This is a genomic window from Parageobacillus galactosidasius (assembly GCF_002217735.1).
GTDB lineage: Bacteria > Bacillota > Bacilli > Bacillales > Anoxybacillaceae > Parageobacillus_B > Parageobacillus_B toebii.
In genome coordinates this window covers 1596094-1619402 of record NZ_NDYL01000001.1, presented here as the reverse complement: position 1 = coordinate 1619402, position 23309 = coordinate 1596094, and the positions used below count along the sequence as shown (strand labels likewise).

The following is a 23309-nucleotide window of genomic DNA, read 5'->3' as shown; positions in this document are numbered from 1 at the left end:
TCCTCCTTTCGTTTATTTCAGCATCGGCATATGGATGCCTTTTTCTTTCGCCGTTTTGATAGCGAGTTCATAGCCAGCATCAGCGTGGCGGACAACGCCAAGGCCCGGGTCGGTCGTCAAGACGCGCTCGAGCCGTTTTTCCGCTTCTTTCGTGCCATCGGCGACAATGACCATTCCCGTATGAATCGAATAGCCCATGCCGACGCCGCCGCCATGGTGCACCGATACCCAGCTTGCACCGCCAACCGCGTTAAGAAGCGCGTTTAAAATCGGCCAGTCGGCGATCGCGTCACTGCCGTCTTTCATTCCTTCCGTTTCGCGGTTTGGCGAGGCGACAGAACCGGAATCCAAATGATCGCGGCCGATGACGATCGGCGCTTTCAGCTCGCCTTTCGCCACCATGTCGTTAATGATTTTGCCAAATTTCGCCCGTTCGCCGTAGCCGAGCCAGCAGATGCGCGCCGGCAGCCCTTGAAACTGGATTTTTTCCCGCGCCATGCAGATCCAGTTGCACAAATGCTGGTTGTCGCTGAATTCGCGCAAAATGACTTCATCGGTTTTGTAGATGTCTTCCGGATCCCCTGACAGGGCCACCCAGCGGAACGGCCCTTTCCCTTCGCAAAAGAGCGGACGGATGTAGGCGGGAACAAAACCTGGAAAATTAAACGCCTCTTCCACTCCTTCATCTTTCGCGACTTGGCGGATATTGTTGCCGTAATCGAATGTCACTGAGCCTTGTTTCTGCATGGCGAGCATCGCTTTGACATGTTCGGCGATCGATTGTTTGGCGCGGCGGATATACTGCTTCGGATCGCGCTGGCGCAGCTCAGCCGCTTCCTCGAGCGTCATGCCCGCCGGAATGTAGCCGTTAAGCGGATCGTGGGCGGACGTCTGGTCTGTCAACACGTCCGGAATAAAGCCGATTTCGATCATTTTCGGCAGCACTTCTGCCGCGTTGCCAAGCAGGCCGATCGATAGCGCTTTTCCTTCTTCCTTCGCCCTTTTCGCCATCTGGATCGCCACATCGAGACGATCGGTCATCGTGTCTAAATATTTCGTGTCAATGCGGCGCTGGATGCGGGCTGGGTCCACTTCGACGGCAATGCAGACGCCGCCGTTTAACGTGACGGCGAGCGGCTGTGCTCCCCCCATGCCGCCAAGACCTGCCGTCACCGTAATTGTTCCTTTTAGCGTGCCGCCATAGTGCTGACGCGCCACCTCGGCAAACGTTTCGTACGTGCCTTGCACGATGCCTTGGCTGCCAATGTAAATCCAGCTTCCTGCCGTCATTTGGCCATACATGATTAATCCTTTTTTATCAAGTTCGTGGAAATGATCCCACGTCGCCCAAGCAGGCACAAGATTCGAGTTGGCGATTAACACCCTTGGCGCATCCGTGTGCGTTTTAAATACCGCGACTGGCTTTCCCGACTGAATGAGCAGCGTTTCATCGTTTTCTAAGTTTAATAGCGTTTCGACAATCGCCCCGTAGCACTCCCAATTGCGCGCCGCTTTGCCGATGCCGCCGTAGACAACCAAATCTTCCGGGCGCTCCGCCACCTCTGGATGTAAGTTGTTGTTCAGCATTCGTAACGCGGCCTCTTGAATCCAGCCTTTCGCATGCAAAGTAGAACCGATGTATGCTTGCACTGGCCGGTGTTTCGTTACCATCGTGATCCCCTCCATTTTTCCTTTGTTTTTAACCAATAAAACTTGTCAGCTTGCCGTTAGGATGAATGAATGTCGAATAAGAGACGTTTTTCACCGTCTCGATGGTCCGACTTAATCATTATTCTTTTTATTTATCAAGAATTATAAAATGAAAGCGGTTTCTGATATATGCACCCCATTTTTGAAATCGTATACAAACTTTTGAATTTCTTCCCAATGGTGAAATGAAATGGCCATCTTGCATCATTTTCTTTAGATTTTTTTTATTTTTTTAGATTTATAAAAAAGAACCGCTCGATCATTGCGGTTCTTTGCGCTGTTCATCGCGGTATTCGGTTGGTGTCCTCTTTGTTTCTTCTTTAAACACGCGTGTAAAATAGTGCGAGGTGCGAAAGCCGGTTTGATAGGCAATTTCTTTAATGGACAGCTCCGTTTGGGCAAGCAGGCGCTTTGCTTCCTTTATTCTCGTTTGCGTCAGCAGCTTACGAAATGAGATACCGTATTTTTTCATTAACAAATGGCTGTAATACGCTGGACTTCTGCCGACAGCCGCGGCCACTTTTTCAAGCGTTAAATCGGGATTGCGAAAATATTCTTCAATATAGCGAATCCCTTTTTCAATCACATCGGCGCGCGCCTGCTCTTCCGCCTCTTTCGCGCGATCGAGAAGCCCATAGAGGAAAAGAAGCATTTCCTGCACAATGCGGTATAAGACGCGATTGTATAAAATCTCATGAAAAATGCGCATATAGTCGCGTTCCGTCTCGCCACGATCAAGGTGATACGTTTTCATAAAGCGGCGGATTTGCGCCAATATGCTCGTCAGCCTTGTCCGCACCATTTCCGGGTTGGGAAACGGCGTCGGCATATGCAAAAATTCACACTGCATCCACGTTTTGATGGCCTGCTTGTCAAACCGATGCAGCATGTCAATCCATTTCCGCTGCTCTTCCGGCGTTAGAAACGGGTCGAGTTCCTTCCAGCGTTCATATTCAGGAGCGGGGGCAATCACCTGGCGGTACCCGATAAAAAATGTCGTTTCCAATAAGCGGCGCGCCGTTTGATATTGCGCACGCACCGTTTGACCGCCATCAGGCGGCAGCGCGACGACCGCCAAAGGCTCCGTGCACTCCGCCTCCCAGTCGCGCAGCAGTTTCCATGCCTCTTCTTTCATATCGCCCGATACACCGGAAAGCAAACAGACGACCATATTCGACAGCGGCAGCACGCGAGTCGGATAACGAAACGGATATTGCGTTAAAAAGGAAACAATGTCCCGCCATTTATTTGGATTTTCTGTTTGCAAGAGCAATAGCGCCACATCTGCCGCTTCTACCTCTTCGGAAAAGAGCGAACGGTACGAATAGCGTTCCGCATCGTTGGAATGGAGCGGATGAAGGCGTTCTTGACGGACGAAGGAAGACACTGCTTTTTGAAGGCACTGCTTCAGCTTGGCTGGCTCGAACGGTTTGACGAGCAAATCGACACACTGCCATTCAATCGCCTGTTTCGCTCGGGCAAACGTTGCCTCGGCCGTAACGGCAATCACTTTTTGGCAAAACAGCCGCACGTATTTCGTCATTTCCTTCCAATCGTCATGGGAAACCATGTCCAATTCGAGGTTATGAATAATGTTTAATTCATTCAAACATATTAAAATCTTTTATTAAGCATTATTCTTTGTTAAGCCACATTGAGCTTAACAGGGTGTAACCCCACACCCTCTACTCCATTTGCAAACGCATTTGGAGATACTTTCTTAATAATCTGATAAGCCCCATTTACATCTGCATTAATTAAAATTCCTTTATTACTTCTAAACAAACCTCTTTTAATTCTTCTACTTTTATTATAATTTTCTTTGGTTGGAGCTTCTCCATCCAAGAATGATGTTCCACTTGTATATGATTCATCTGTTAATACAATCTTGATTCCAACTTCTTCACATTTGTATTGCAACTGATGAATAAACATATCATAAGGAATTTGTACAAATGATTGATTTAATCGTTTCCCTAAATTAATTTCTTGTTTCCAATTGTCATTTTTACCAATAATAACCGTATCGATATTATGCTTAACACACCAATTTACAACATATCTACTTGCTTTGTGCATGAAATCTTTAATCTTATTATTTCGTTTTAATGTTAATTTTTCTAATCTTTTACTCCGATCTAGTCCATTTTGTTTCTTTAAAATGCTTTTAAAATATGATAATTGTTTGTTGTAGTATTGATTTATGGATTTGATACCTTTGCCATTAATAACAATCGGTGTTTCACCGATGTTATTTACCATAGTTACAAAGTTATCTAATCCTAAATCAATACCTACAACACGATTACTTTCACGAATTATATCTGGAATTTCTTTTTTATAAACAACTTCAATTATGTAAATACTTCCCTTTGGTACAATTCGCACTTGTTGTAAACCTTCTGTAACTTTTGTCTTTAACTTTAAATCGGTTTTAGGAAATTTAATATATCCATCTTTAATTTTGCATTGCTGATTTGTAAAGATGACAATATTACGCCCATTTTTCTTTTTATATTTCGGCAGTTTTGGTTTGCCTAAATATTTTTCTTTATTCTTACTCCAATCCTTAATGGCTTGAAAGAATGATTTCCAATTTCTATCTAACAACCGTAAGATTTGCTGGGATGTTTGAGAAGGTAACTCTTTATAAACTTCTTCGTGTTTTAACATTTTATCTAATGAATTGTAACGAATCCATTCATTGTTATTTATAAACTCTTGTCTAACAATATAATTAGCATAATTGTATAAATTCTTTGATTTAAAACATAAGTCGTCACACATCGATGATGTATAAAATTTTGTGTAAAGCATTTTGCTAGACCAAAAGAAAAAAGGTAGGGTATTCTCTGATTGGACCAAAAATCTTAGAGAAAGGAGTACCCTACCTATGTCTAAAAGAAGTATACCGAATGCCAATCGAAAAGAGTTGCGGGAATCGATTGTTTCGTTCTTGGAGCATCTCACTCAATTTCCAGAAAAAGTGCTCCAACGCATTGGACAGATAGTTATGTCGGAAAATTAATCTGAATCTATATAGATACTTTCCACATGAATTTAGAATGCTTGGTAGTTTAAAGTCCTTCAAACACTTTCTCCATTTCATCTATCACACGCCCCATTGTCACTACGATTATAAAAAATAACCTTTATCGTGTGTCCGGGTCTAATGAGTAAAAACCCTATTTTTAGCATATATTTCACGTAGAAACTAATGATATTCATGCCATTGTATTGTCCTTAGATCATCATATTGTTCACCTTTAGAAAAACCATAGTAATATTTTGACTTTTTATCGGCAGAAAGAGCTATTGGGTTGATATCTCTTTCATTCAACTTCCCTTCCCAGTAAAAAATCTCGATATTCCCTAGATGCATTGGTCGCAAAAATCTTTCTCCGTCCGTACCAGCTTCAACATATTTAATGTCATTTGTATTTGTTTTAAAAGCCAACATAAGCATATTAATGGTTTGATCATTTATCTTGGCGTAGCCAACTGTTTCAATATCATTTTTTAAATTTGATTGATAATTAAATGCTATCTCACTTTTCCAGAATGGTCCAAAAGGCTTAGATATGACAGTTTTATAGGATTGATCGTTATCCTGAAAAATATATATTTTGTTTTCACGAGCGCTTATTTCTTTTAGTAATACAGCATTCTTATGTATATAATTGTTTTTCTTAGCAGCGTTTAAAGGAGTAAGATGTAAATCCAAAAAAAATACAGTACATGCAAATACAAAAACTAATATAAAAAAGACGATACCTATAAGCTTTTTAACAGGTTTTCTTTTGTTCATAAAGATTCCTTCCTCATTCATTATCTTGTCAAGCCGCTCAGCTCCCCCCATTGTATCAAAAGGAATTAGAAAAAACATCCGTATTTTCCGCAAATTTGATTGCAGAAAATGCGGATGTTTAAGGATATCCATGAGATTAAACAATCGGTGGCAGCATTTTAGCGTACATCGAGCATCACAAAGAAAAGTTTTTCAGTGCTTAGGACGTTTCACTTGAGAAGCAACAAGCAGAGGGAGCTTGATCTATTATTTTCTAATTTTTAAGAAAAGTTTTTACTTCCTTTCCCATCCCTTGTTCTTCAATGATCCTGAAAAAGCGCAAGCAGCAGCTCTGTATGCTACTGAGGTTTCCTGTCTGCTCTCTGAATGAAAACAACTGTTGTAAACATAAGCACGATAACCGTTATCGACAAAATCACAAATTTCCTTAATAAAAACGGATCCCAAACGGGCGGCTGGAATAAAAAGATGTGCGGCCACGGCATAAATTCCCCTAACGTTACCACTTCTAAAACCGTATAAATGATAATATTTTATCGAGCCATAAAAAAGCAGCAAACTAATACCAAATTTGTTCTCAGGTGCTTTGGTATTAGTTTGCGAATAATGAGGCTATAATAGTTATCTCTTACTACCGCTTCGCCAGATTGGAAGTCAGTCTCTCTTTCCCATTTCAACAGAAAATTTATCCTTTTCCCTATGGTAGGAATTACTTCACTTTTTCAAGTTTAAAGTGGTTGATTCTGTAAACTTCATCACAAAGAATATCAATATCCTCTTGATTATGGCTGGTAAGCAAAATAGTTCTCCCTTCTTGCTTGAATTTTCGGAGTAAATTGCGGATATTTTCAACGCTTTCAGCATCCAAAGCATTAAATGGTTCATCTAAAATAAGTGTTTGTTGATCTTCCATAATGGCTTGAGCAAGGGCAAGCTTTTGTTTCATTCCAAGCGAGTAATGTTTTACCTTTTGTGTCGATTCTGGATTTAATCCAACCATCTTCATCGTTTTCTTTATTTTGTCATCATTAATTTTGTTTCTAATTAGGGCTAATGCTTTTAAATTATCAAACCCTGTCTTTCCCGCTATATATCCAGGCCGATCAATGATAATCCCAAAATTATTCGGAAACCGTTTATTGGTACCCAACTCTTCCCCATCCACGATCACACTACCGTGATCAGGAAATATAAATCCGCATATTAGTTTGAATAATACTGACTTGCCAGAACCGTTAGGACCAATAATTCCATAAATTTTCCCCTTTTCCACTGCAAAATTCATATTTTCAAAAATCGTTACCCCTTTAAAAGATTTACTGACTTGATTCAGTTGTATATGTGGCAACTTCCTCACTCCCCTTTTTATAAATCAATGTCTTTTTTATGAAAAATATACAACACAAAAATTATTCCTAAAATATTCCATAAAGATAGAACCACACTTATACGATAAATAGAGTGATCGCTTAATATATAGCCAATACTATTCAATCCAGATGGAATGATTAACCAATTATTAAGACCTGGAAACATAAAGATCGAAAGTATACAAATAGCCAATAGACTATAAAAAATTTCTTTGCTTAGCCAAGAAATAATAAACACAAATAACACATAGAAGAGAACTTGTAGATAACCATTGACAAAAAAATGATAAAATACCTCGAATATCGTAATAGAGTTATCAACAGAAATATAGAAATCAAAAGAAAAACGTTTCCAAGAAGAGAGTAATAAAGAAAATAATGCCAATATTAACAAATAGAATGCAATATATATCATTATTTTGCGATACCATTCCCAAAACCACTTACTTATAGAGCGATAACGCAAAAGCTTATAATAACCAATTTCCGACAATTCCCTTTGTAAATACAATTGTATTAAATAGATAAAACCAAAATATATAACCCAATAAGACAAAAATGACTTTAAACTAAATGTTTGGTTTGAACCGCCTATAAACATGAAAATAAATTGATCCCAAATGGTTTTTCCTAACTTTTCTCGCATACCGGACCATAATGCTATGACAATCAGTGCAAAAAAAAATGATATAGCCCCAGTTATATCGCAATTTACTAAATATTTCATCATTTAAATCTATTCGATTTACACTCCATACAATCAACGTCGCCAATCCTATTACAATTGCGAACGGTCCCCATATATTACCGAACTGTGCAGCCCCCGAATGTAAAATGAGGTAATTGCACAAATTGAATAAATAAGCATGACTAGGAAGAAGTTTAAATGACACTCCACTATATACCCATATGAAAACCGCAATGAATATGACAATACCTTTTCTTTGTGATTTTACATAAATGATGGCTAGAATAAAGTGGATACAAATCAAACTTAGAATGAGTAACGAAAGATGTAATAACAATGCTAAAAAGGGTGTATCTATAAATTTTTGCAATATTTGCGTTTCACTTAGAGAACCATCAAGCTTACTAAACGGGCTCCAACCAGCAAAAGAAGGAGCGCCAATTAATAAAAGCCCACTCACTGCTCCCCAAACTATCGTTGCTATACTGAGGCTTTGAACAAATTTATTTAATGTTTGATACACCCAACTTCGATAAGAACCTAATCGTATAAGAATCGTGTACTCAAAATCAGATATGATAATCGAAATAGAACGGTATAGTAAAACAGGTAAAATGAAATACAAAATAAGATAAATATCACTAAGAAAGCTATGCAACAAGTCCCACTTGTTCAACGATAATTTTGTTTGAACTGAAAAATAATATATTTGTTCTTTGCTTCTTGATCCATATATGTAAATAATCATTCCAAAGATAATCCATTTGAATGTAAATAGTTCGTCGATGAAATCTTTCCATTTACTTCTTAATATCCTAGCCATAGTGTTTGTGTAGATTCTCCTTTAAATAAAATCCTAATATGATAATGACAATACATAATATTGCAAATGGGACGAATACCGTCCACAAAGGTTGTTGTGAGATACTAAAAGGAAAAATAGTATAAGTGGGTGAAAATTGCTCATATCCAAGAATTTGCGTAATAAAATTGCCTAACAAATAATACATAAATGGGATGGAAAGCGCAACAAAAGGTTTCTCTAAGATCATAACTAGCAATAATCCCATTGTCGCATACATCATTCCATTCAGTCCTACCCATAGCGAGTAAATAATTCCATATGGCAATGTTCCAAGAAAAAGCAATTGCTCAAACGTCGTATAAGGAATAGGATTGCCATCTGCAGGATATAAATGAACGATGTCCAAAACAGGTTCAATATACATAGAAAATATAAAAGGGATGAATACCATTAAAAAGGCTATCAAAAAAGATAGAATCGCATTGACTACTAATTTGCTAAATAAGTAAGTAGCCAAAGGGATACGAATACGCACATACGGAATAAAATGGTTTTTTTGTTCACCAACGAAGTAAATCGCATACACAAGAACCATTATGATAGGAAAAAGCAGCGGAACAAAATTAGAATTTAATCGTAGAAAAAGATCTAATTGTCTATAATAAACATAATTCTCTTTAATCAATAAAAATTGAATGGTGGGAAGAACCAATATCAATGCCGCCCAAATCACACATTGACGCCAGGTGACGGCTCTCATCAATTCTACTTTCACCTGATGACTTAACATTTTTGACATCCTTTCCTGCTCTTAGTTTTAGTTTTGAAGAGAATGGACCGGTCGAATGGCTCGGTCCATTCTCATTGTGAATTAATTGCTTCTCCACTCTCCCTTTACCCTTACGTCTACCAATTGAGTAAGATCCGAGCTGAACTCAACTCGGGCATCCTTACCTGATTTGATCGAATTAGGCAATTTGAATGGCCCCCCAACGGTTGCGATACGAACCCAAGGCCCAGTTCCCCCGCTATAAGAATGCGCTCTTGCATCCAATGCTTTTCCAAGTATAGATACTTTCAAATCAGCTGATGCACCGGTAGTAGATTTGGTTTGTTGAGGAGTAAACGCATTACCGTTTAACTTTGGGACAATTACGTCATACCCTCCATACGTTGTACCAGCCTGAGCCAAGCCTCCTGCCGCGAGAAGCCCTGCTGCTAAGGTAAGTACTGCGAATTTCTTTTTCATTTTTTAACATTCCTCCTCGTAATTTTAGATGATAACCGGCCGGCTTCACCCCCACTATATCAAAATAAACTTGAAAAAACATCCGTATTTTCCGCAAATTTGCTTTGGAAAATATGGATGTGTAAGAAATATCCGTTAGGTTCCATATTAAGCATTTTGGCGTATATTATTCACAATATGTTTTTCATTCCTTAATTATCTTGAAGTGCTTGTCGCTTCTTAACAATAAAAAATCCCATACAAATCATGGGGTTGTGTGGCATATGGCTCAGTAAACATGTTTTCCTTCACCATGCCGTTTAGCATAATCATTCCTTCATTGGGTTCATCTAAAGCGCCAAGTATGTTCAGCAATGTACTTTTCCCAGATCCGCTTGTTCCCATAACGGCGAGCAGTTCACCTCTGTATAAGTGAAACGACACATTCTTTAACGCCTGAACTTTGTGCCCTGTCCCTTCATATGTTTTACATAAATTTTTGACAGATAAAACAATATCGCTGTTTTCCATATCGCACCTCCACTTTGCTGCTTACATTTTCATTTATTACTTCTTTATTGTTTTCTGCAACTAAAAGTTAAGCGAAACGCAAGATTTTTTTCAGCACCCCAAGCCTTTTTATAAGTTCATATACGAATGTTTCAGTCGATAACTAGATAGATGCACCTTGAAAAGTTAACTTCTCGCTGCACACCCCAGGCGTTGCAGCACTTCCTCCGGGCGTTCATGGATGTAGTCCACAAACCGGGCAATGGCTTGGGCGATATCGTTTCGATCTTTGTGAAACACATTGGCAATGACGGTATCTTTCAACCATTTCCACAAGCGTTCGATCGGGTTCAGTTGCGGTGAATACGGAGGAAGGTAAATGAAGTGAAAACACTGTCCTTCTTCCCGCAAAAACTCTCTCACCATTTTGGCGTGATGAATTCGAGCGTTATCTAGCACCAAGACGATGAGCCGGTCCGGGTAACGCTCTTTGAGAACTCGCAGGAAATCTAACAACGTTGTAGCATTGGCTGCCCCTGCTTGATGAAGAACCGTTTCGCCATCGTGGACGTTGACGGCGCCAAACAGCGATATGTGGGCATGATGGCCGAACGTCGGCACTTGCTTTTGACGGCCAACCTCTGACCATGTCGTACGCAACACATGATACGACCGGATATGCGTTTCATCGATGTACAACAGGACGGAATCCGGATCCATTAAGTTTTTTTTATCAGGTCCATTTGTTTCTCGAAGTTTTTTTGCCGGTCCGGATCTCCTTTCGCCAACGTGTAGGTCGGCCGGGTCCAAGAAAGCCCTTTTCGATGCAAGAGCTTTCGTAATGCTTCGCGGGAAATGGATATGCCGTAATGGTGGTACACATAGGATTGAAGGATGTTCGTATTCCACGCCGAAGCGATGTCCCAGCCCAGCTCCGCGGGTGTCGTGGTCAACACGAGGTGTTTGATCTCTTCCTGCTGTTCTTCGGTGAGAAACGGCTCCCGCCCAGGGGCAAAATCCCGATGAAGCAGGAGTTCAAGGCCGCCTTCGTTAAAAAGCGACACATAATGGGAAACGGTTTGGCGGCACACATTGACCATGGAAGCAACCTCTTTGCCCAAATAGCCTTCCATGACAAGGCGGACTGCCATCACACGTTGGCGGAGATGAGCGTTTTTGATCTTCCGTTCCTGCTTGCGGAGTTTCCGAGGCGTCCATCCGTGATCATGGGTGATTTTCAGCCGTTTCATGTCTGATTCCGCTCCTTTTCCATGCTTTTCCTTAGGAGCAGTATAACCGGAGTGGGCACCACTTATGCGAAGGTTAACTTTTCAATGAGCATGTATATAGTTCCTGTAAATGTTAAGAGATAGCTGTGATGAACAAGGCGGTCAATGATAGCCGTAGTCAATCGTTCATCATGGAATACGCTATTCCATTTACTGAATTCCAAGTTGGTGTTAATAATGACACTTCTCTTTTCGTAACATCCTGCAATGACTTGGAAAAGGAGCTGCGCTCCTTCTTTGCTTACAGGGATGTAGCCCCATTCATCACAGATCAGTAAATCGATTTTTTCGAGCTGATTCATCATCTTGTGGAGCTTTCCTGTATTCTTTGCTTCAATCAGCTCATTGACCAACGCGGCTATTCGATAAAATTTCACGCTTTTCCCTTGGTTACAGGCTTCTACACCAATCGCTGTCGCTAAATGCGTCTTGCCTGTGCCTACACCTCCATATAAAACTAGATTCTCTTTTCGCTCGATAAACTTCGTTGATTTGAGCTCTTCGACGGATAACTGCTTTGGAAACTCGATATGATCAAACGTGTATCCTTGAAATGTTTTCACCACATCAAAATTGGCTTGTTTGAGTAAGCGATTTTTCCGTGTCACCCGTCGATGTTCTACTTCCAGTGCTAATAGTTGTACGAGAAATTCTTCATGGGTATTTGCTTCAATTATGGAATAGTACTCGGCAATGCGACTCCCTAACTTTAATTCTTTACAATAGGCTTCAATCACCTGTTTCATCGTGAAATGCCTCCTAACAGCTTATCGTATCGCTCCAAGTTGACTTCAAATACCACCTTTTGACTCAGTTCCGATGGAACGGAAATCTCAACTGGTTCCGGGATTTGTCCCGTTAGACGATACCAAGTCGTAAGAATGCTGTCAGGATCATGGCACCCATTTTGTAACGTTTGCGTTAAAGCTTCTGTCGCAGTACTCAGGTCTTCTTCTTGTTTTAACATCTGTGCTAATAAACGTATGGCCTTCTTTTTCTCTGTCGTATACGCCAAATACTCCTTCCATGGATCTGGCAGTTCTTTATAAAACGCTAAGTTTTGTAACGATCTTGGCCGTCTGGCCATTAATTCTAAATACGGAATCCACTTCATGGATTCTAAACCTTCTCCATACAAGCGAGGATGTTCCATGACGATGTCATATTCATCATTCAAAACGATGACACGATTATAGGTAATCTTTAACCATACTTCTTTTTGCGCAAATTCCGGAGATGTCGAGTAGAGATTTTTCGCATAACGAACTTTGCCATACTTATCCGCTTTCGCTCTCTCTAAACAGTAGACATCAAACGATGTCTTCGGTAACCGTCCGAATGCTTTCTTGTCCTCCTCAAACCATTCTTGAATCGATTTTCCTTTCCGATAATGCGTTCGGTCCATGTCTTGATCACAACGGTAAAGTAAAGTTCGATTATATTCTTCGATATCCGGAATAACAGGAACGGGAACAAAGAAGTTCCGCCGGATATATCCCACTTTGTTTTCGACATGACCTTTCTCATGCCCACTATTTGGATTACAAAACTCATATGAAAGTTATAATGCAACGCAAACTTCTGAAATAATTCGGTGAGTGTGCGTTTTCCATTCCGATGAATACTTGTCACTGCCGCAGACAGATTATCAAACCAGATTCGTTTCGGTACACCTCCGATGTACTCAAATATTTGCTTTAATCCTTGTAGAAGACATTCTTGGTTCTGCCACGGTACCACCTGTGCGTAACTGGCATTGCTGTATGGAAAAGAGAGTGTGAGAAAAAATCCTTCCTGTTCGACTCCTTTCTCGTCTTGGTACGTAAAACTTCCAAAATCGGCCTGTGCCTCTCCCGGTGAGTGCTCTAACGGAAGATAACCTTCACCATCTTGATACATTTCTTGTTTTTTCTTCGCTACGTAATACTGCACCGCCCTCAAGGATACGGAAAATTCCTCCCCGTACATTTCAAGCAGCCGACGATATACCCTAGTTCCTGTATGCCTTTGTTTTCGAGGCACCTTTCGGTCTTCCTCTAACCGCTCATCAATCTGTGCTTTATATGGATCTAACTTTGACTGTTTTGGCTTCCTTGGAGTTGGAAGTGAATGGACATCTTCTTTATTGGCATATTTTTTGATTGTTTGAAAGCTATGTCCCGTCTCTTTGGCAATGGCTCGCAGGGACATCCCTTTATATTCATACAAATATTTGATATGATGTTGTTGAATCATTGTAAGCATCCTTTCTTCCCCTTCTAACTGTACTTTTTGTCCAATTAGAAGGTTAGTGGTGGGAGAGGGGTGCTGACAATGATTTTTTTATTTTGCAAACTGCTAAACTTTTATCTTGCATAATGCGCTACTTTTATTTTGCATTAAACACCTCCCCAACTTCTTTCCAATCGACTTGCATTTGTTCGCCAGGAAGCGTTTCATAACGAACGGTGTATTTCTTTTTCGCCGTCTCTCGGAAAGGTTTCATATAGTCTTTTAAAATCGTCTTTCCTCCCGTATAGCCCTGTTGTCGAATTTCGAAAAACAACTTTTCGCTATTAAACACCCCATCCTCTAACATTCGTTTTTGAAAATACGGCTTAAATGGATCTAACTTGCTTTTTCTTTGTTTTCGCTTGGATTTGGAAGGAGGATTGGGGGAGTGAATATATTCTCGGACGGTTTTCCGATCGATCCCCAATTTCCTCGCAATTTCGGAAATACTCATTCCCCTTTCATACATCTCTTTGATCATAAAAAATCCCCCTCTCGTAATCATGAACCATAGCTCCTCTCGTTGACACTATGGTTCTATTGTAAGTGGGGAATTTTATTCCGGCTATATTGGGGATTTTATCATCGGCTTTAACAAACGACACAAAAAACAAGAATTAAACATATTATTAAGGCTATCGGAGGATTTAAAAAAGAGTTAAACAGTTGAAACAAAAATAAGAAAAGAAATCCAATTAAAAAATATTTAATCGCAGTTTCCTTCTTTTATAGATACTTTCCACATGAATTTAGAATGCTTGGTAGTTTAAAGTCCTTCAAACACTTTCTCCATTTCATCTATCACGCGCCCCATTATTTGGTCACTACGATTATAAGAAATAACCTTTATCGTGTGTCCGGGGGACTAATGAGTAAAAACCCTATTTTTAGTATATATTTCACGTAGAAACTAATGATATTCATGCCATTGTATTGTCCTTAGATCATCATATTGTTCATCTTTAGAAAAACCATAGTAATATTTTGGCTTTTTATCGGCAGAAAGAGCTATTGGGTTGATATCTCTTTCATTAAACTTCCCTTCCCAGTAAAAAATCTCGATATTCCCTAGATGCATTGGACGCAAAAATCTTTCTCCGTCCGTACCAGCTTCAACATATTTAATGTCATTTGTATTTGTTTTAAAAGCCAACATAAGCATATTAATGGTTTGATCATTTATCTTGGCGTAGCCAACTGTTTCAATATCATTTTTTAAATTTGATTGATAATTAAATGCTATCTCACTTTTCCAGAATGGTCCAAAAGGCTTAGATATGACAGTTTTATAGGATTGATCGTTATCCTGAAAAATATATATTTTGTTTTCACGAGCGCTTATTTCTTTTAGTAATACAGCATTCTTATGTATATAATTGTTTTTCTTAGCAGCATTTAAAGGAGTAAGATATAAATCCAAAAAAAATACAGTACATGCAAATACAAAAACTAATATAAAAAAGACGATACCTATAAGCTTTTTAACAGGTTTTCTTTTGTTCATAAAGATCCCTTCCTGATAGAATATTTGACCCTGACATACATGCATAAATTTATTCTCTATTTCAAAATTTCAAATCGATTTGATGCTGTTGTTTTGCTTTCCAAAATTAATCATGTTCATTTTTCTTTTACACGTCATAGATGATATATATAGATTCAGATTAATTTTCCGACATAACTATCTGTCCAATGCGTTGGAGCACTTTTTCTGGAAATTGAGTGAGATGCTCCAAGAACGAAACAATCGATTCCCGCAACTCTTTTCGATTGGCATGAAACCGATTGGCAATCACGCTCTCTTTCAGCCATCCCCAAATCCGTTCGACCAAATTTAAATTCGGTGAATACGGAGGTAAGAATATCAAAGTCAACCGTTCTTCGTGCTCATGTAGAAAAGGCTGAAGAATTTTGGCGCGATGAATTTTTGCGTTATCCAAGACCATCACGACATGTTTATCTGGATACTGGTCCAATGTGTATTGAAGAAATTGCAGAAAAGCCTGTGCATTGCATTGATTGGTTTCCATACAGTGAAATTCCCCCGTTTCGATATTCACACCGCCTAATAAGCTAACGGTTGCGTGATGTCCATACGTAGGGATTTGTTTTTGACGCCCTTTCACACTCCATGTGGCCCGTAGAGTTTGGTAATCTTGAATATGGCTTTCATCTTCATAGATGATGACCATGTTGTCGGACAAGTTTTTTTTATGAGTTCCATCTCCTGTTGAAACTCTTTTTGTTTTTGTGGATTGGCCCGTTTGAGGGTATACGTAGGGCGTGTATAGCGAAATCCCCATCGATGAAGCATATCACCAATACCGCCACGGGACATGGTGAGCATTGAATATATTAAGAAAATATATCAAAGGTATTCCCAGAGCAATACAAATTGCGAGGGATAATGGGTGCTTGAACCACCCCTTGAGAATAAGGGTAGTGTAAACTACCAAACTTCTCAAGAATCTCCACCTTCTGTAAGGTGGAGAGGTTCAAGAAATTAGCGCAGATATCTTAGTTGCAACGTAATCCACACAAGAAAAATAAAACTGACAAAGCATTTCATCTTCGTAACCAAGAAGAGATATAATAGCTTCTCTGATTTGTTGTTTAAACTGATGCGGCGAACACTTATGAAGATAATCTCCCTCCATTAATTCTTGAATAACATTGCTGGCGATGATAGAAGATGGATGCAAAGCAGTATCCATCTCTTGAGCCAATGCCTCCAAAAAACGCTCCAGTTCTACTTCGATGACATGATTCCCGTATAATGAAGGTTCATAAAAAGCATATTGTAAAAACAAATAATGAAATGAATTTAATGTGGTCCTTGCAGTGGCGTTCATATGCGTTTCCCCTCCATTATTTGGATGATACCTCTATTATATTGATTTTTTCGATAAAATCAAGAACATATGTTCCCGATAATAAGGAATGGAGGTAATGTAGGTATAAAGAACTACAACCACATATCTATATAATATACCAAAAGACAAAAATATTACAACTCTTATTACAATAGTCCTATATAACCAAAAAATTCTACAAAAAATAAAAGCCTTCTCATCATAGAGAAGGCAAGTCCAGAAAATACACTATTAAATTTGCTATCATTATAACACGAAATATGACATTCTACAACAAAGAAAAAGAAAAAACTTCACAGTTCAACAATTTTGTGATAATATGATACCAAGTCCAGAAAATCTCAAGAAATTTGCTATTGCTGTATTACTTAGCAGCAAGCAGGTTTCTTGGGCATTTTTGGTCGTACAATTGCATAATCTGTACGACTTTTTTATTTACCACTGATCTTTGACAACATCATACCATGACAAGAAAAAAGAAATTCTAGCGGGGAACTAGAATTTCTTGGGAAACTACCAAAGCGTCAGCGAAAACGTTTGGCAGAGTTAGTCTATATTCGTATGTTATATGCCTTATTATAACGGTAGTTTCCCTTCTTGTCAAAAGGAAAGAGGGGAGTTATCGTGTATGGAGAGAATTTTGAAAACAAACTTTCTCTTCTAGAAACGGATCCACAATTAAAAGGATATCGTTTTTATCGACAGGTGCCAACAGATAAAAAAATAGAAACAAAGAGAAAAGACAAAAATGGTAAACCTGTCAAAATTACAGTCAATCAAAAAGAATATTACTCTATTGAAGACATCGAACAGCTAGATCTAAAACAATATTCTAAAGTACTTCCAGACATGAATGGGCACAAAACCATTATAAATAATTATTTCATCAGGTTTTGGGCTCCTGTTCTGGATCCAAAACAACGATCGGGTGGAAACATTGCTTTCTTGTATATTACGTTATTGAGTTATTGCTACGGCGATAGAGATTATGTGTGGGTTAGCATCTCAACATTAGCAGAAACCATTAATGCATCAGAAGAAACGGTTCGAAAATATTTAAAAATACTAGAAGAAGAAGGATTTATCATCCGTTTCTGGAGAGAAAAAGAAAACGAAGAAGAAAAGACAGAGCAAGGAAGCATGCTCATTAAAGTGCGGCGTAGTATTCCATTTTTAACAAAAGAAAAATTAGAAAAACTGTCTCCAAAAAAGAAAGCAGAACATGACCGATTCTTGCGCAGCATTAAATTAGAAAGCCAATTTGAATTTGAAGAAGCATACAACTATATCCATGCGTTAGAAAAATTCCGGGAAAAAGCAGTAGAAGTGAAGATCCCAGAGATAGAAGAAACATCAACTACTCCATTTGACATAGAATCTGTAAAACACATGTTTAGCAAAGAAGAACAATTATATTGGGGAATGGTATTAAAACGGATCGAACAAAAAATCAGCAAAGAAAGCTATGAACAATGGTTTGCAAACACGATGGCTTCTATTCAAGATAATCGATGGACAATTTATTGTCCACATATATTCATTAAAGAACATTTAGAACAACGCTATACTTCATTTATTCAAGAAACAATCCAAGAATTGACCTTCGATTGCAAGCAAATACGCTTTACCGTTTTCTCAAATACATAAAAGAGCCGATAGGCTCTAATTTTTTTATCCACAAAATTATCCACACTCTATTCACAGAATTAACAATTCCACAATTTTCACAAGGGGAAATAGTGGTCAAATGATTAGAGGAGGGGTGGTCTAACCATTGGAGGAGGGGAAAAATGCCGAAAAAACGTGGTCTAATCATTAGACCAGGGTGGTCAATTCATTAGACCAGGGGGGTGGTCAAATGATTGGAGGAAGGTGGTCAATTGATTTGACCAGGGGTGGTCAATTCATTAGAGGAGGGGTAGTCAAATGATTTGACGAGGGGTGGTCAAATGATTGGAGGTTAATAAGAACAAAAGGGAAGAAGAACTAACTCTAAGTAATGCCCTATGTTATTACCAATAGAATCATTACATTGAATTAATTAAACTATGTGCTAAATACACAAAAATAAAGGAGAAATTTTTGTTCTTAGGGGAGGATTTTTCTTTTAGAAGATCGAATAGTTACCACATAGTTCAAATAGAACATGGAGGGGGATAGAATGGATTTTGCTTATGTGAAATTAACAGAAATTCCTGATTCGCTTCGAAAAAGAGTAAAAGAAGAAATAGAAAAATTTAGCGATACGGAAATCATATGTATGTTCCGAACAAGGCCAAATGAAAATACTTATGTGTACCATGTGTATTTAGATTATTACACAAATTTCACGATCCTTCGTTTAAAAATAGAGAATCAAAAAGAACAGGAAATTGAGGTGACCAAATTTGATGTAGGGGACATTAATTTTATTCTTCGACATAAACCAGAAGTTAAAGCATGGCTCATTTAGGAAAGCAGGAGCTTGTTTTTTACAAGCTCCTTAATATTCATCCGGCAGCAATACTGTTGTTGTATTCCGATTTGCTTCTGTAATAATATAGAATCGGATTCCATTTGAAGATTCATAAACAGAAAACAATCGGCCACTTTCTTTTAATGCCTGATCATTTAGTTTCGCACCTTCTTCACTTACATCTCCCCAATCACCGGCAGCATGACGGGAAATCGCTTGAAAAATCTCATGATAAGAAATTGCTTTTCTAGCTCCTGGAGTAATTAATAAAGCTCCTAATTCGAATTTAGATTCCTTTAACATATATATACCTCCTTAAAAAATAAAACCTCCCCGTATAACAGGGGAGGTGAAATATCAATTTTTTAATTGCAATGTTTTCTTTTGAATTTCATAAATATAGGTGACAGCTCCATTATCAATGGAAAGCTCAAAACGATCTTCATATCCTTGACCATGACTAATGCGACCTTCATATGCGTTAAACACATTTGCTACAGCTTCTTTTAATTTTACACGGGCTATATCTAAATCAGTGTATATATCGATATTTATTTCTGGTTCAAGAGATAATCCATTACGATAAATCTCTATCAGCAAATATAAATCCATTTGCTTGTTCATTGTTCTCCACCTTTCTTTACAAATAGATAAAAAATAAAATAAGCCCAGGATAATGTCTGGGCTTATTTTCATATGTAGATTAAATACCGTGATAACTTCTAAATGCAGAAAGAACACGCTGAAAATCATATGGATGCATTATGCCATAAAATTTTCGAAATCTAGTAGTAGCAGGTATCTCATTATACCAATCATATTGAACCCAAGAAGGTGATCGTAAACCTGCATGTCTCCAATAAATAATTGGTATGCGGTAAGGAAAATGTGGCGTTCTTCCTGATCTTGTGACCTTCAATCCAATAGCAAGTGCATGATTGCTTTTGAAACCCAAAATAAGAACAGGACGATAAGAACCGCCCTGTTGTGGATTTTCATATTGAAAGTAAATATCGTATATTCCCCCTGGCACTATCTGTCTTGCCGGTCTCATCAGTCTTCTAACCACTGTCGATGGACAGGATTATTCGGATCGACAATAACAACACCGTTGGAATTAACATCGAGTATGTCACCAGGAGGTAGTCGATCAAAATTAATTTGTGAACTCAAAGTAGCATTCATTTGTGCATATCGAACTTGTTTAGATCGTCTGAAACGAAAAGCCCTAGATGGTTGAAATCCTTTTCTTTTCATAACAGGAGCTCTCAATCGGCGATTCTCCTTTCGTTTCATATGCCATCACCACCTGAAAAGGGTAGTAATAGCATATGCAATCTTCAGTGAAAAATTTATATATTAAGCATAAATAATAAAAACGAATATGTCAAACTTATAGCAAATAAAATAATTACACATAACTAAACTTCTGTATAATAATTTTTCTGGAGAAATTGATTTACAAACATATGTACGTTATAATGTAATCATCAAGCTTTCTTTATAATTCGATGATGTGTCGATTATGTAGAATTTTGTTGATTTGCTTTAAGGAGGTTCACTATGGAAAGCCAAATGCATTTGATCGAAGAACGCCTGAATCGATTGCCTTGGTACATAACCGAGTTTATTGAATATAAAGGACACCGAACTACTGAAAACACATTATTAAGTTATTGCCGAGATTTTGAAGTGTTTTTCAACTGGTTAGTGGCCGAAGGATTTCATCCGGGTCCTGCAAAAGAAATTCCATTAGAGACATTAGAAACGCTTCGTGCAAAAGACATTATCAGCTTTGAAATGTTTTGCAGCAAACGTTTAGGAAATGCAACCGATACGATTGCTAGACGTATTTCTGCGTTAAAATCCTTATTCCATTACCTTTCACAGATTGCAGAAGATGAAAATTTCTACCCATATTTAAAACGAAATGTGATGGCCAAAATCGATGTTGTCCGAGAAAAACAAACCGAAGAAGAAAAAGCAGAACGCATCTCCAGTCGCATTTTATTGGATGAAGAAATTGACCAATTCCGTGAATTTATCGCACAAGGATATGGTGAATTAGTCAAAGATGATACGAAAAAATACAATGCTTATGTACGAAATCGAGAAAGAGATCTTGCGATTATTAGCTTAATCTTAGGTTCTGGATTGCGGGTATCCGAAATTGTTTCTTTAGACATGGATAAAATTGACTGGCATAATCAACATGTATTAGTAAAACGTAAAGGTAATAAACACGACAAAGTAGTATTTAGTGATATCGCTTTGCAGGATATGCTTGAATACAAAAAGATCCGGGAATCTCGTTATCAACCAGATAAATCTGAAAAAGCATTCTTCCTCTCCTACCCTACTCGCAATGGCAAAGCCACCCGTTTGTCGAGAAATGCGGTTCAAAAAATGGTTAACCGCTATGCTAAGGCCTTTGGAAAAGGCACACTATCTGTTCATAAATTGCGGCATACTTTTGCTACTCAGCATTACAAAAATAATAAAGATATTTACACGCTAAAACGACAACTGGGCCATAGCAATATCAATACAACAGTTATTTATACACATGTGTTTGATAATACACTAAAAGAATCGGTTAATAAAGCAGATAATTAAAGGAGCTGCTCTGAATACAGCTCCTTTAATATTCACTCGTTTCATTGAACTTAATTTGATTGTGATCTAAATAACACACCTTTCCTTGCAATACTCCATTTTCATCGTATCGATGAGTTTCATGTGGAGACGCAAGCAATTCATACACATCTTCTTCTGTTTGGCCATCATCCCAAAAACCAAACAGTTTGGCATCATGTATATATTCTTCTACCGCTACTTTCTTGGCTTGATCCGATAGTTCTGAGAACTTATACAACATCATCAATCACTCCACTCAACAAAAAACAAATTCAATATTTTCTTGTTATTTGTTGAATTGGGTATTCGGATTATCTGGTGGAATACAGTTTTGGTTTAGTATCCTCAAATAGTGTTTTGTTACACTGTTTCTTCGTACTGCGACATTATTTCATAAAAACTAACCAATGAGTTTTGCTTCTCTTATTGCCGAATAATGGCTTTTTATCAAAGCATTTTAATACTTCTTTAAGCGGTATTTGTTCCTCATTCCACTTAAATATTAATGTTCCGTTCGGTTTTAAAACTCTCATACATTCTTTAAACCCTTTTGCTAAATCATCACGCCAATTTTCGTCTAACTTCCCATACTTTTTGGCCAACCATGAATTTTCTCCAACCTTTATTAAATGAGGCGGATCAAAAACAACCAAATAGAAGCTGTTATCTTCGAAAGGCATGTTGCGAAAATCCGCAATAATATCAGGATTTATATTCAAAGCACGTCCATCACATAAGGTTGTACTTAACTGGCGATTATCCATGTACAGCACATCTTCATTTTCCTTATCAAACCAAAACATTTTACTACCACAACAGGCATCTAAAATCCGTTTCATCATTTCCCTCCTCTACTGCACAGTTTGTGTCTACTCTGTCACGTATTATTTTTTATAATTACGAAATTAACGTTTCCACCACTTAATCCGAAGAACCTTTTTATCTTTAGAGACAGCAATTACTGCTACAATTAATGACGTAAATGAAATCATTAACGTCAATGCGTCCGTAACAGTAATCATCAGCAGCACCCCTCTCTTCAAGGGAGTAGTCGCTGCCCACCCTGCATGCAGCCGTGCGTCTTTATTTCATAGGCCACTGTACATAAAAATTATGAAATGATTACAAAGTATATCCAATAACTAAGATATTCCTTTCAGTTTTCGCAATCGAACTAATTTTTTTTCAATACCATTTTCTGAACTTATTCAAGTATTATAATATTACTACTTGATAAGGTATTTTCTGTTCATTTAGTTCTTGTCTTCTGGACTGCAATTCCTGTTCTGAATGACAATAAATCACTGTTTCTGTACCATATTCATTTACATAAAGAATCTTCCATATACGTTGGTTTTCCATATTGGCTCCCCCCTCCTCAAAGTGCAATGCATATCGTTTTTCTACTTTAGCATATCGGTAATTACTGCGGCGCAAATAATATTCGATTAATTCAGCATTAGGATATTCATCTAGTAATGGACTTTCTTCAAAAGAATGATCATCTCGATTATGTAGAATAATGACATATTTAGTTTGAATCATGGCCTCCTCCCACCTATTCATCATAATTCCCGACAGGAAATTTTTAACCCAGAATCAATTAATACTTTAAATTTTTCTTCCGCTTTCGTTATACTTGTTGAATGACATATTTCTCTACCA

General features: G+C 38.2%; 29 protein-coding genes and 3 pseudogenes. 4 read left to right on the top strand and 28 right to left on the bottom strand.

Going from position 1 to position 23309, the window contains the following annotated elements:
* Nucleotides 1-12: 12 nt before the first annotated feature.
* The 3 genes from hutU to B9L23_RS08600 all read right to left on the bottom strand — a co-directional run bounded on the left by hutU (nt 13) and on the right by B9L23_RS08600 (nt 4527).
* Complete coding sequence (gene hutU / locus B9L23_RS08610; RefSeq protein ID WP_089097364.1) at nt 13-1671, bottom strand: urocanate hydratase; 1659 nt, start codon at nt 1669-1671, stop codon at nt 13-15.
* Between the two features lie 298 nt (nt 1672-1969).
* The gene (locus tag B9L23_RS08605; RefSeq protein ID WP_245842357.1) at nt 1970-3280 is read right to left on the bottom strand and encodes a helix-turn-helix domain-containing protein; all 1311 of its coding nucleotides are present in this window, start codon (nt 3278-3280) and stop codon (nt 1970-1972) included.
* Between the two features lie 74 nt (nt 3281-3354).
* Entirely contained in the window at nt 3355-4527 is a 1173-nt protein-coding gene (locus B9L23_RS08600) for an RNA-guided endonuclease InsQ/TnpB family protein (RefSeq protein WP_089097363.1), read from the bottom strand.
* 76 nt (nt 4528-4603) lie between these two features.
* On the opposite strand from B9L23_RS08600, the gene B9L23_RS21350 reads away from it, so the two are divergent.
* On the top strand, nt 4604-4738 hold the full coding sequence (locus tag B9L23_RS21350) for a hypothetical protein (RefSeq protein ID WP_281255478.1): 135 nt from the start codon (nt 4604-4606) through the stop codon (nt 4736-4738).
* A 186-nt stretch (nt 4739-4924) separates the two neighbouring features.
* Here the strand turns inward: B9L23_RS21350 and B9L23_RS08595 are convergent, their stop codons facing one another.
* From B9L23_RS08595 to B9L23_RS08520, 17 genes and pseudogenes are all read right to left on the bottom strand, one after another.
* On the bottom strand, nt 4925-5518 hold the full coding sequence (locus B9L23_RS08595) for a hypothetical protein (protein WP_089097496.1): 594 nt from the start codon (nt 5516-5518) through the stop codon (nt 4925-4927).
* 273 nt (nt 5519-5791) lie between these two features.
* Entirely contained in the window at nt 5792-5998 is a 207-nt protein-coding gene (locus tag B9L23_RS08590; RefSeq protein WP_089097362.1) for a hypothetical protein, read from the bottom strand.
* Nucleotides 5999-6227: 229 nt separating this feature from the next.
* The gene (locus B9L23_RS08585) at nt 6228-6866 is read right to left on the bottom strand and encodes an ABC transporter ATP-binding protein (RefSeq protein WP_049625389.1); all 639 of its coding nucleotides are present in this window, start codon (nt 6864-6866) and stop codon (nt 6228-6230) included.
* Between the two features lie 17 nt (nt 6867-6883).
* Nucleotides 6884-8399: pseudogene (locus B9L23_RS21515) on the bottom strand (permease).
* The gene (locus B9L23_RS08575; RefSeq protein ID WP_089097361.1) at nt 8392-9180 is read right to left on the bottom strand and encodes an ABC transporter permease; all 789 of its coding nucleotides are present in this window, start codon (nt 9178-9180) and stop codon (nt 8392-8394) included. The pseudogene B9L23_RS21515 and the gene B9L23_RS08575 overlap by 8 nt, the downstream one beginning before the upstream one ends.
* 72 nt (nt 9181-9252) lie before the next feature.
* The gene (locus B9L23_RS08570; RefSeq protein WP_089097360.1) at nt 9253-9630 is read right to left on the bottom strand and encodes a hypothetical protein; all 378 of its coding nucleotides are present in this window, start codon (nt 9628-9630) and stop codon (nt 9253-9255) included.
* Nucleotides 9631-9882: 252 nt separating this feature from the next.
* Nucleotides 9883-10140: pseudogene (locus B9L23_RS08565) on the bottom strand (ATP-binding cassette domain-containing protein); the annotation flags it as partial.
* 165 nt (nt 10141-10305) lie between these two features.
* Entirely contained in the window at nt 10306-10839 is a 534-nt protein-coding gene (locus B9L23_RS19965) for an IS630 family transposase (RefSeq protein WP_061577852.1), read from the bottom strand.
* Nucleotides 10839-11369, bottom strand: a complete 531-nt coding sequence (locus B9L23_RS08555) for a helix-turn-helix domain-containing protein (protein WP_061577853.1) — start codon at nt 11367-11369, stop codon at nt 10839-10841. The genes B9L23_RS19965 and B9L23_RS08555 overlap by 1 nt, the downstream gene beginning before the upstream one ends.
* Nucleotides 11370-11431: 62 nt before the next feature.
* Nucleotides 11432-12154: an IS21-like element helper ATPase IstB gene (istB, locus tag B9L23_RS08550; protein WP_003253467.1), complete on the bottom strand. Its 723-nt coding sequence runs from the start codon at nt 12152-12154 to the stop codon at nt 11432-11434.
* Nucleotides 12151-12813 carry a Mu transposase domain-containing protein gene (locus B9L23_RS20925; RefSeq protein WP_153017395.1) on the bottom strand — a complete coding sequence of 221 codons (663 nt, stop codon included), beginning with the start codon at nt 12811-12813 and terminating at the stop codon, nt 12151-12153. The genes istB and B9L23_RS20925 overlap by 4 nt, the downstream gene beginning before the upstream one ends.
* Nucleotides 12705-13652: an IS21 family transposase gene (istA, locus tag B9L23_RS20920; RefSeq protein WP_003253471.1), complete on the bottom strand. Its 948-nt coding sequence runs from the start codon at nt 13650-13652 to the stop codon at nt 12705-12707. Before istA ends, B9L23_RS20925 begins: the two co-directional genes overlap by 109 nt.
* Nucleotides 13653-13791: 139 nt before the next feature.
* Nucleotides 13792-14184, bottom strand: a pseudogene (locus B9L23_RS08540) (helix-turn-helix domain-containing protein); the annotation flags it as partial.
* A gap of 405 nt (nt 14185-14589) precedes the next feature.
* Nucleotides 14590-15183 (bottom strand): hypothetical protein, encoded by a 594-nt coding sequence (locus B9L23_RS08535; protein WP_089097359.1) that lies wholly within the window; start codon nt 15181-15183, stop codon nt 14590-14592.
* 160 nt (nt 15184-15343) lie between these two features.
* Complete coding sequence (locus B9L23_RS08530) at nt 15344-15871, bottom strand: IS630 family transposase (protein WP_089097358.1); 528 nt, start codon at nt 15869-15871, stop codon at nt 15344-15346.
* Nucleotides 15802-15993 carry a winged helix-turn-helix domain-containing protein gene (locus B9L23_RS20915; RefSeq protein WP_245842326.1) on the bottom strand — a complete coding sequence of 64 codons (192 nt, stop codon included), beginning with the start codon at nt 15991-15993 and terminating at the stop codon, nt 15802-15804. The genes B9L23_RS08530 and B9L23_RS20915 overlap by 70 nt, the downstream gene beginning before the upstream one ends.
* A gap of 181 nt (nt 15994-16174) precedes the next feature.
* Complete coding sequence (locus tag B9L23_RS08520) at nt 16175-16531, bottom strand: hypothetical protein (protein ID WP_089097357.1); 357 nt, start codon at nt 16529-16531, stop codon at nt 16175-16177.
* Nucleotides 16532-17176: 645 nt separating this feature from the next.
* Between B9L23_RS08520 and B9L23_RS08515 the strand changes: the two genes are divergently transcribed.
* Entirely contained in the window at nt 17177-18199 is a 1023-nt protein-coding gene (locus B9L23_RS08515) for a DnaA N-terminal domain-containing protein (protein WP_089097356.1), read from the top strand.
* Nucleotides 18200-18713: 514 nt separating this feature from the next.
* Entirely contained in the window at nt 18714-19004 is a 291-nt protein-coding gene (locus tag B9L23_RS08510; RefSeq protein ID WP_089097355.1) for a hypothetical protein, read from the top strand.
* Between the two features lie 30 nt (nt 19005-19034).
* Here the strand turns inward: B9L23_RS08510 and B9L23_RS08505 are convergent, their stop codons facing one another.
* The 4 genes from B9L23_RS08505 to B9L23_RS08495 all read right to left on the bottom strand — a co-directional run bounded on the left by B9L23_RS08505 (nt 19035) and on the right by B9L23_RS08495 (nt 20303).
* Nucleotides 19035-19310 carry a hypothetical protein gene (locus B9L23_RS08505; protein WP_089097354.1) on the bottom strand — a complete coding sequence of 92 codons (276 nt, stop codon included), beginning with the start codon at nt 19308-19310 and terminating at the stop codon, nt 19035-19037.
* Between the two features lie 54 nt (nt 19311-19364).
* Nucleotides 19365-19631 (bottom strand): hypothetical protein, encoded by a 267-nt coding sequence (locus B9L23_RS08500; RefSeq protein WP_089097353.1) that lies wholly within the window; start codon nt 19629-19631, stop codon nt 19365-19367.
* A gap of 79 nt (nt 19632-19710) precedes the next feature.
* Nucleotides 19711-20061, bottom strand: coding sequence for a type II toxin-antitoxin system PemK/MazF family toxin (locus tag B9L23_RS21665; protein ID WP_141103859.1), 351 nt, complete (start codon nt 20059-20061; stop codon nt 19711-19713).
* The gene (locus B9L23_RS08495) at nt 20061-20303 is read right to left on the bottom strand and encodes a hypothetical protein (RefSeq protein WP_089097352.1); all 243 of its coding nucleotides are present in this window, start codon (nt 20301-20303) and stop codon (nt 20061-20063) included. Before B9L23_RS08495 ends, B9L23_RS21665 begins: the two co-directional genes overlap by 1 nt.
* 267 nt (nt 20304-20570) lie before the next feature.
* Between B9L23_RS08495 and xerS the strand changes: the two genes are divergently transcribed.
* Nucleotides 20571-21623, top strand: a complete 1053-nt coding sequence (gene xerS / locus B9L23_RS08490) for a tyrosine recombinase XerS (RefSeq protein WP_089097351.1) — start codon at nt 20571-20573, stop codon at nt 21621-21623.
* A gap of 25 nt (nt 21624-21648) precedes the next feature.
* Here the strand turns inward: xerS and B9L23_RS08485 are convergent, their stop codons facing one another.
* The 4 genes from B9L23_RS08485 to B9L23_RS08475 all read right to left on the bottom strand — a co-directional run bounded on the left by B9L23_RS08485 (nt 21649) and on the right by B9L23_RS08475 (nt 23189).
* Nucleotides 21649-21885 (bottom strand): hypothetical protein, encoded by a 237-nt coding sequence (locus B9L23_RS08485; RefSeq protein WP_089097350.1) that lies wholly within the window; start codon nt 21883-21885, stop codon nt 21649-21651.
* Nucleotides 21886-22030: 145 nt separating this feature from the next.
* Entirely contained in the window at nt 22031-22483 is a 453-nt protein-coding gene (locus B9L23_RS08480; RefSeq protein WP_211278799.1) for a class I SAM-dependent methyltransferase, read from the bottom strand.
* Nucleotides 22484-22549: 66 nt separating this feature from the next.
* The gene (locus B9L23_RS20910; RefSeq protein ID WP_245842325.1) at nt 22550-22666 is read right to left on the bottom strand and encodes a putative holin-like toxin; all 117 of its coding nucleotides are present in this window, start codon (nt 22664-22666) and stop codon (nt 22550-22552) included.
* A gap of 193 nt (nt 22667-22859) precedes the next feature.
* On the bottom strand, nt 22860-23189 hold the full coding sequence (locus B9L23_RS08475; RefSeq protein ID WP_089097348.1) for a hypothetical protein: 330 nt from the start codon (nt 23187-23189) through the stop codon (nt 22860-22862).
* Between the last annotated feature and the right edge of the window lie 120 nt (nt 23190-23309).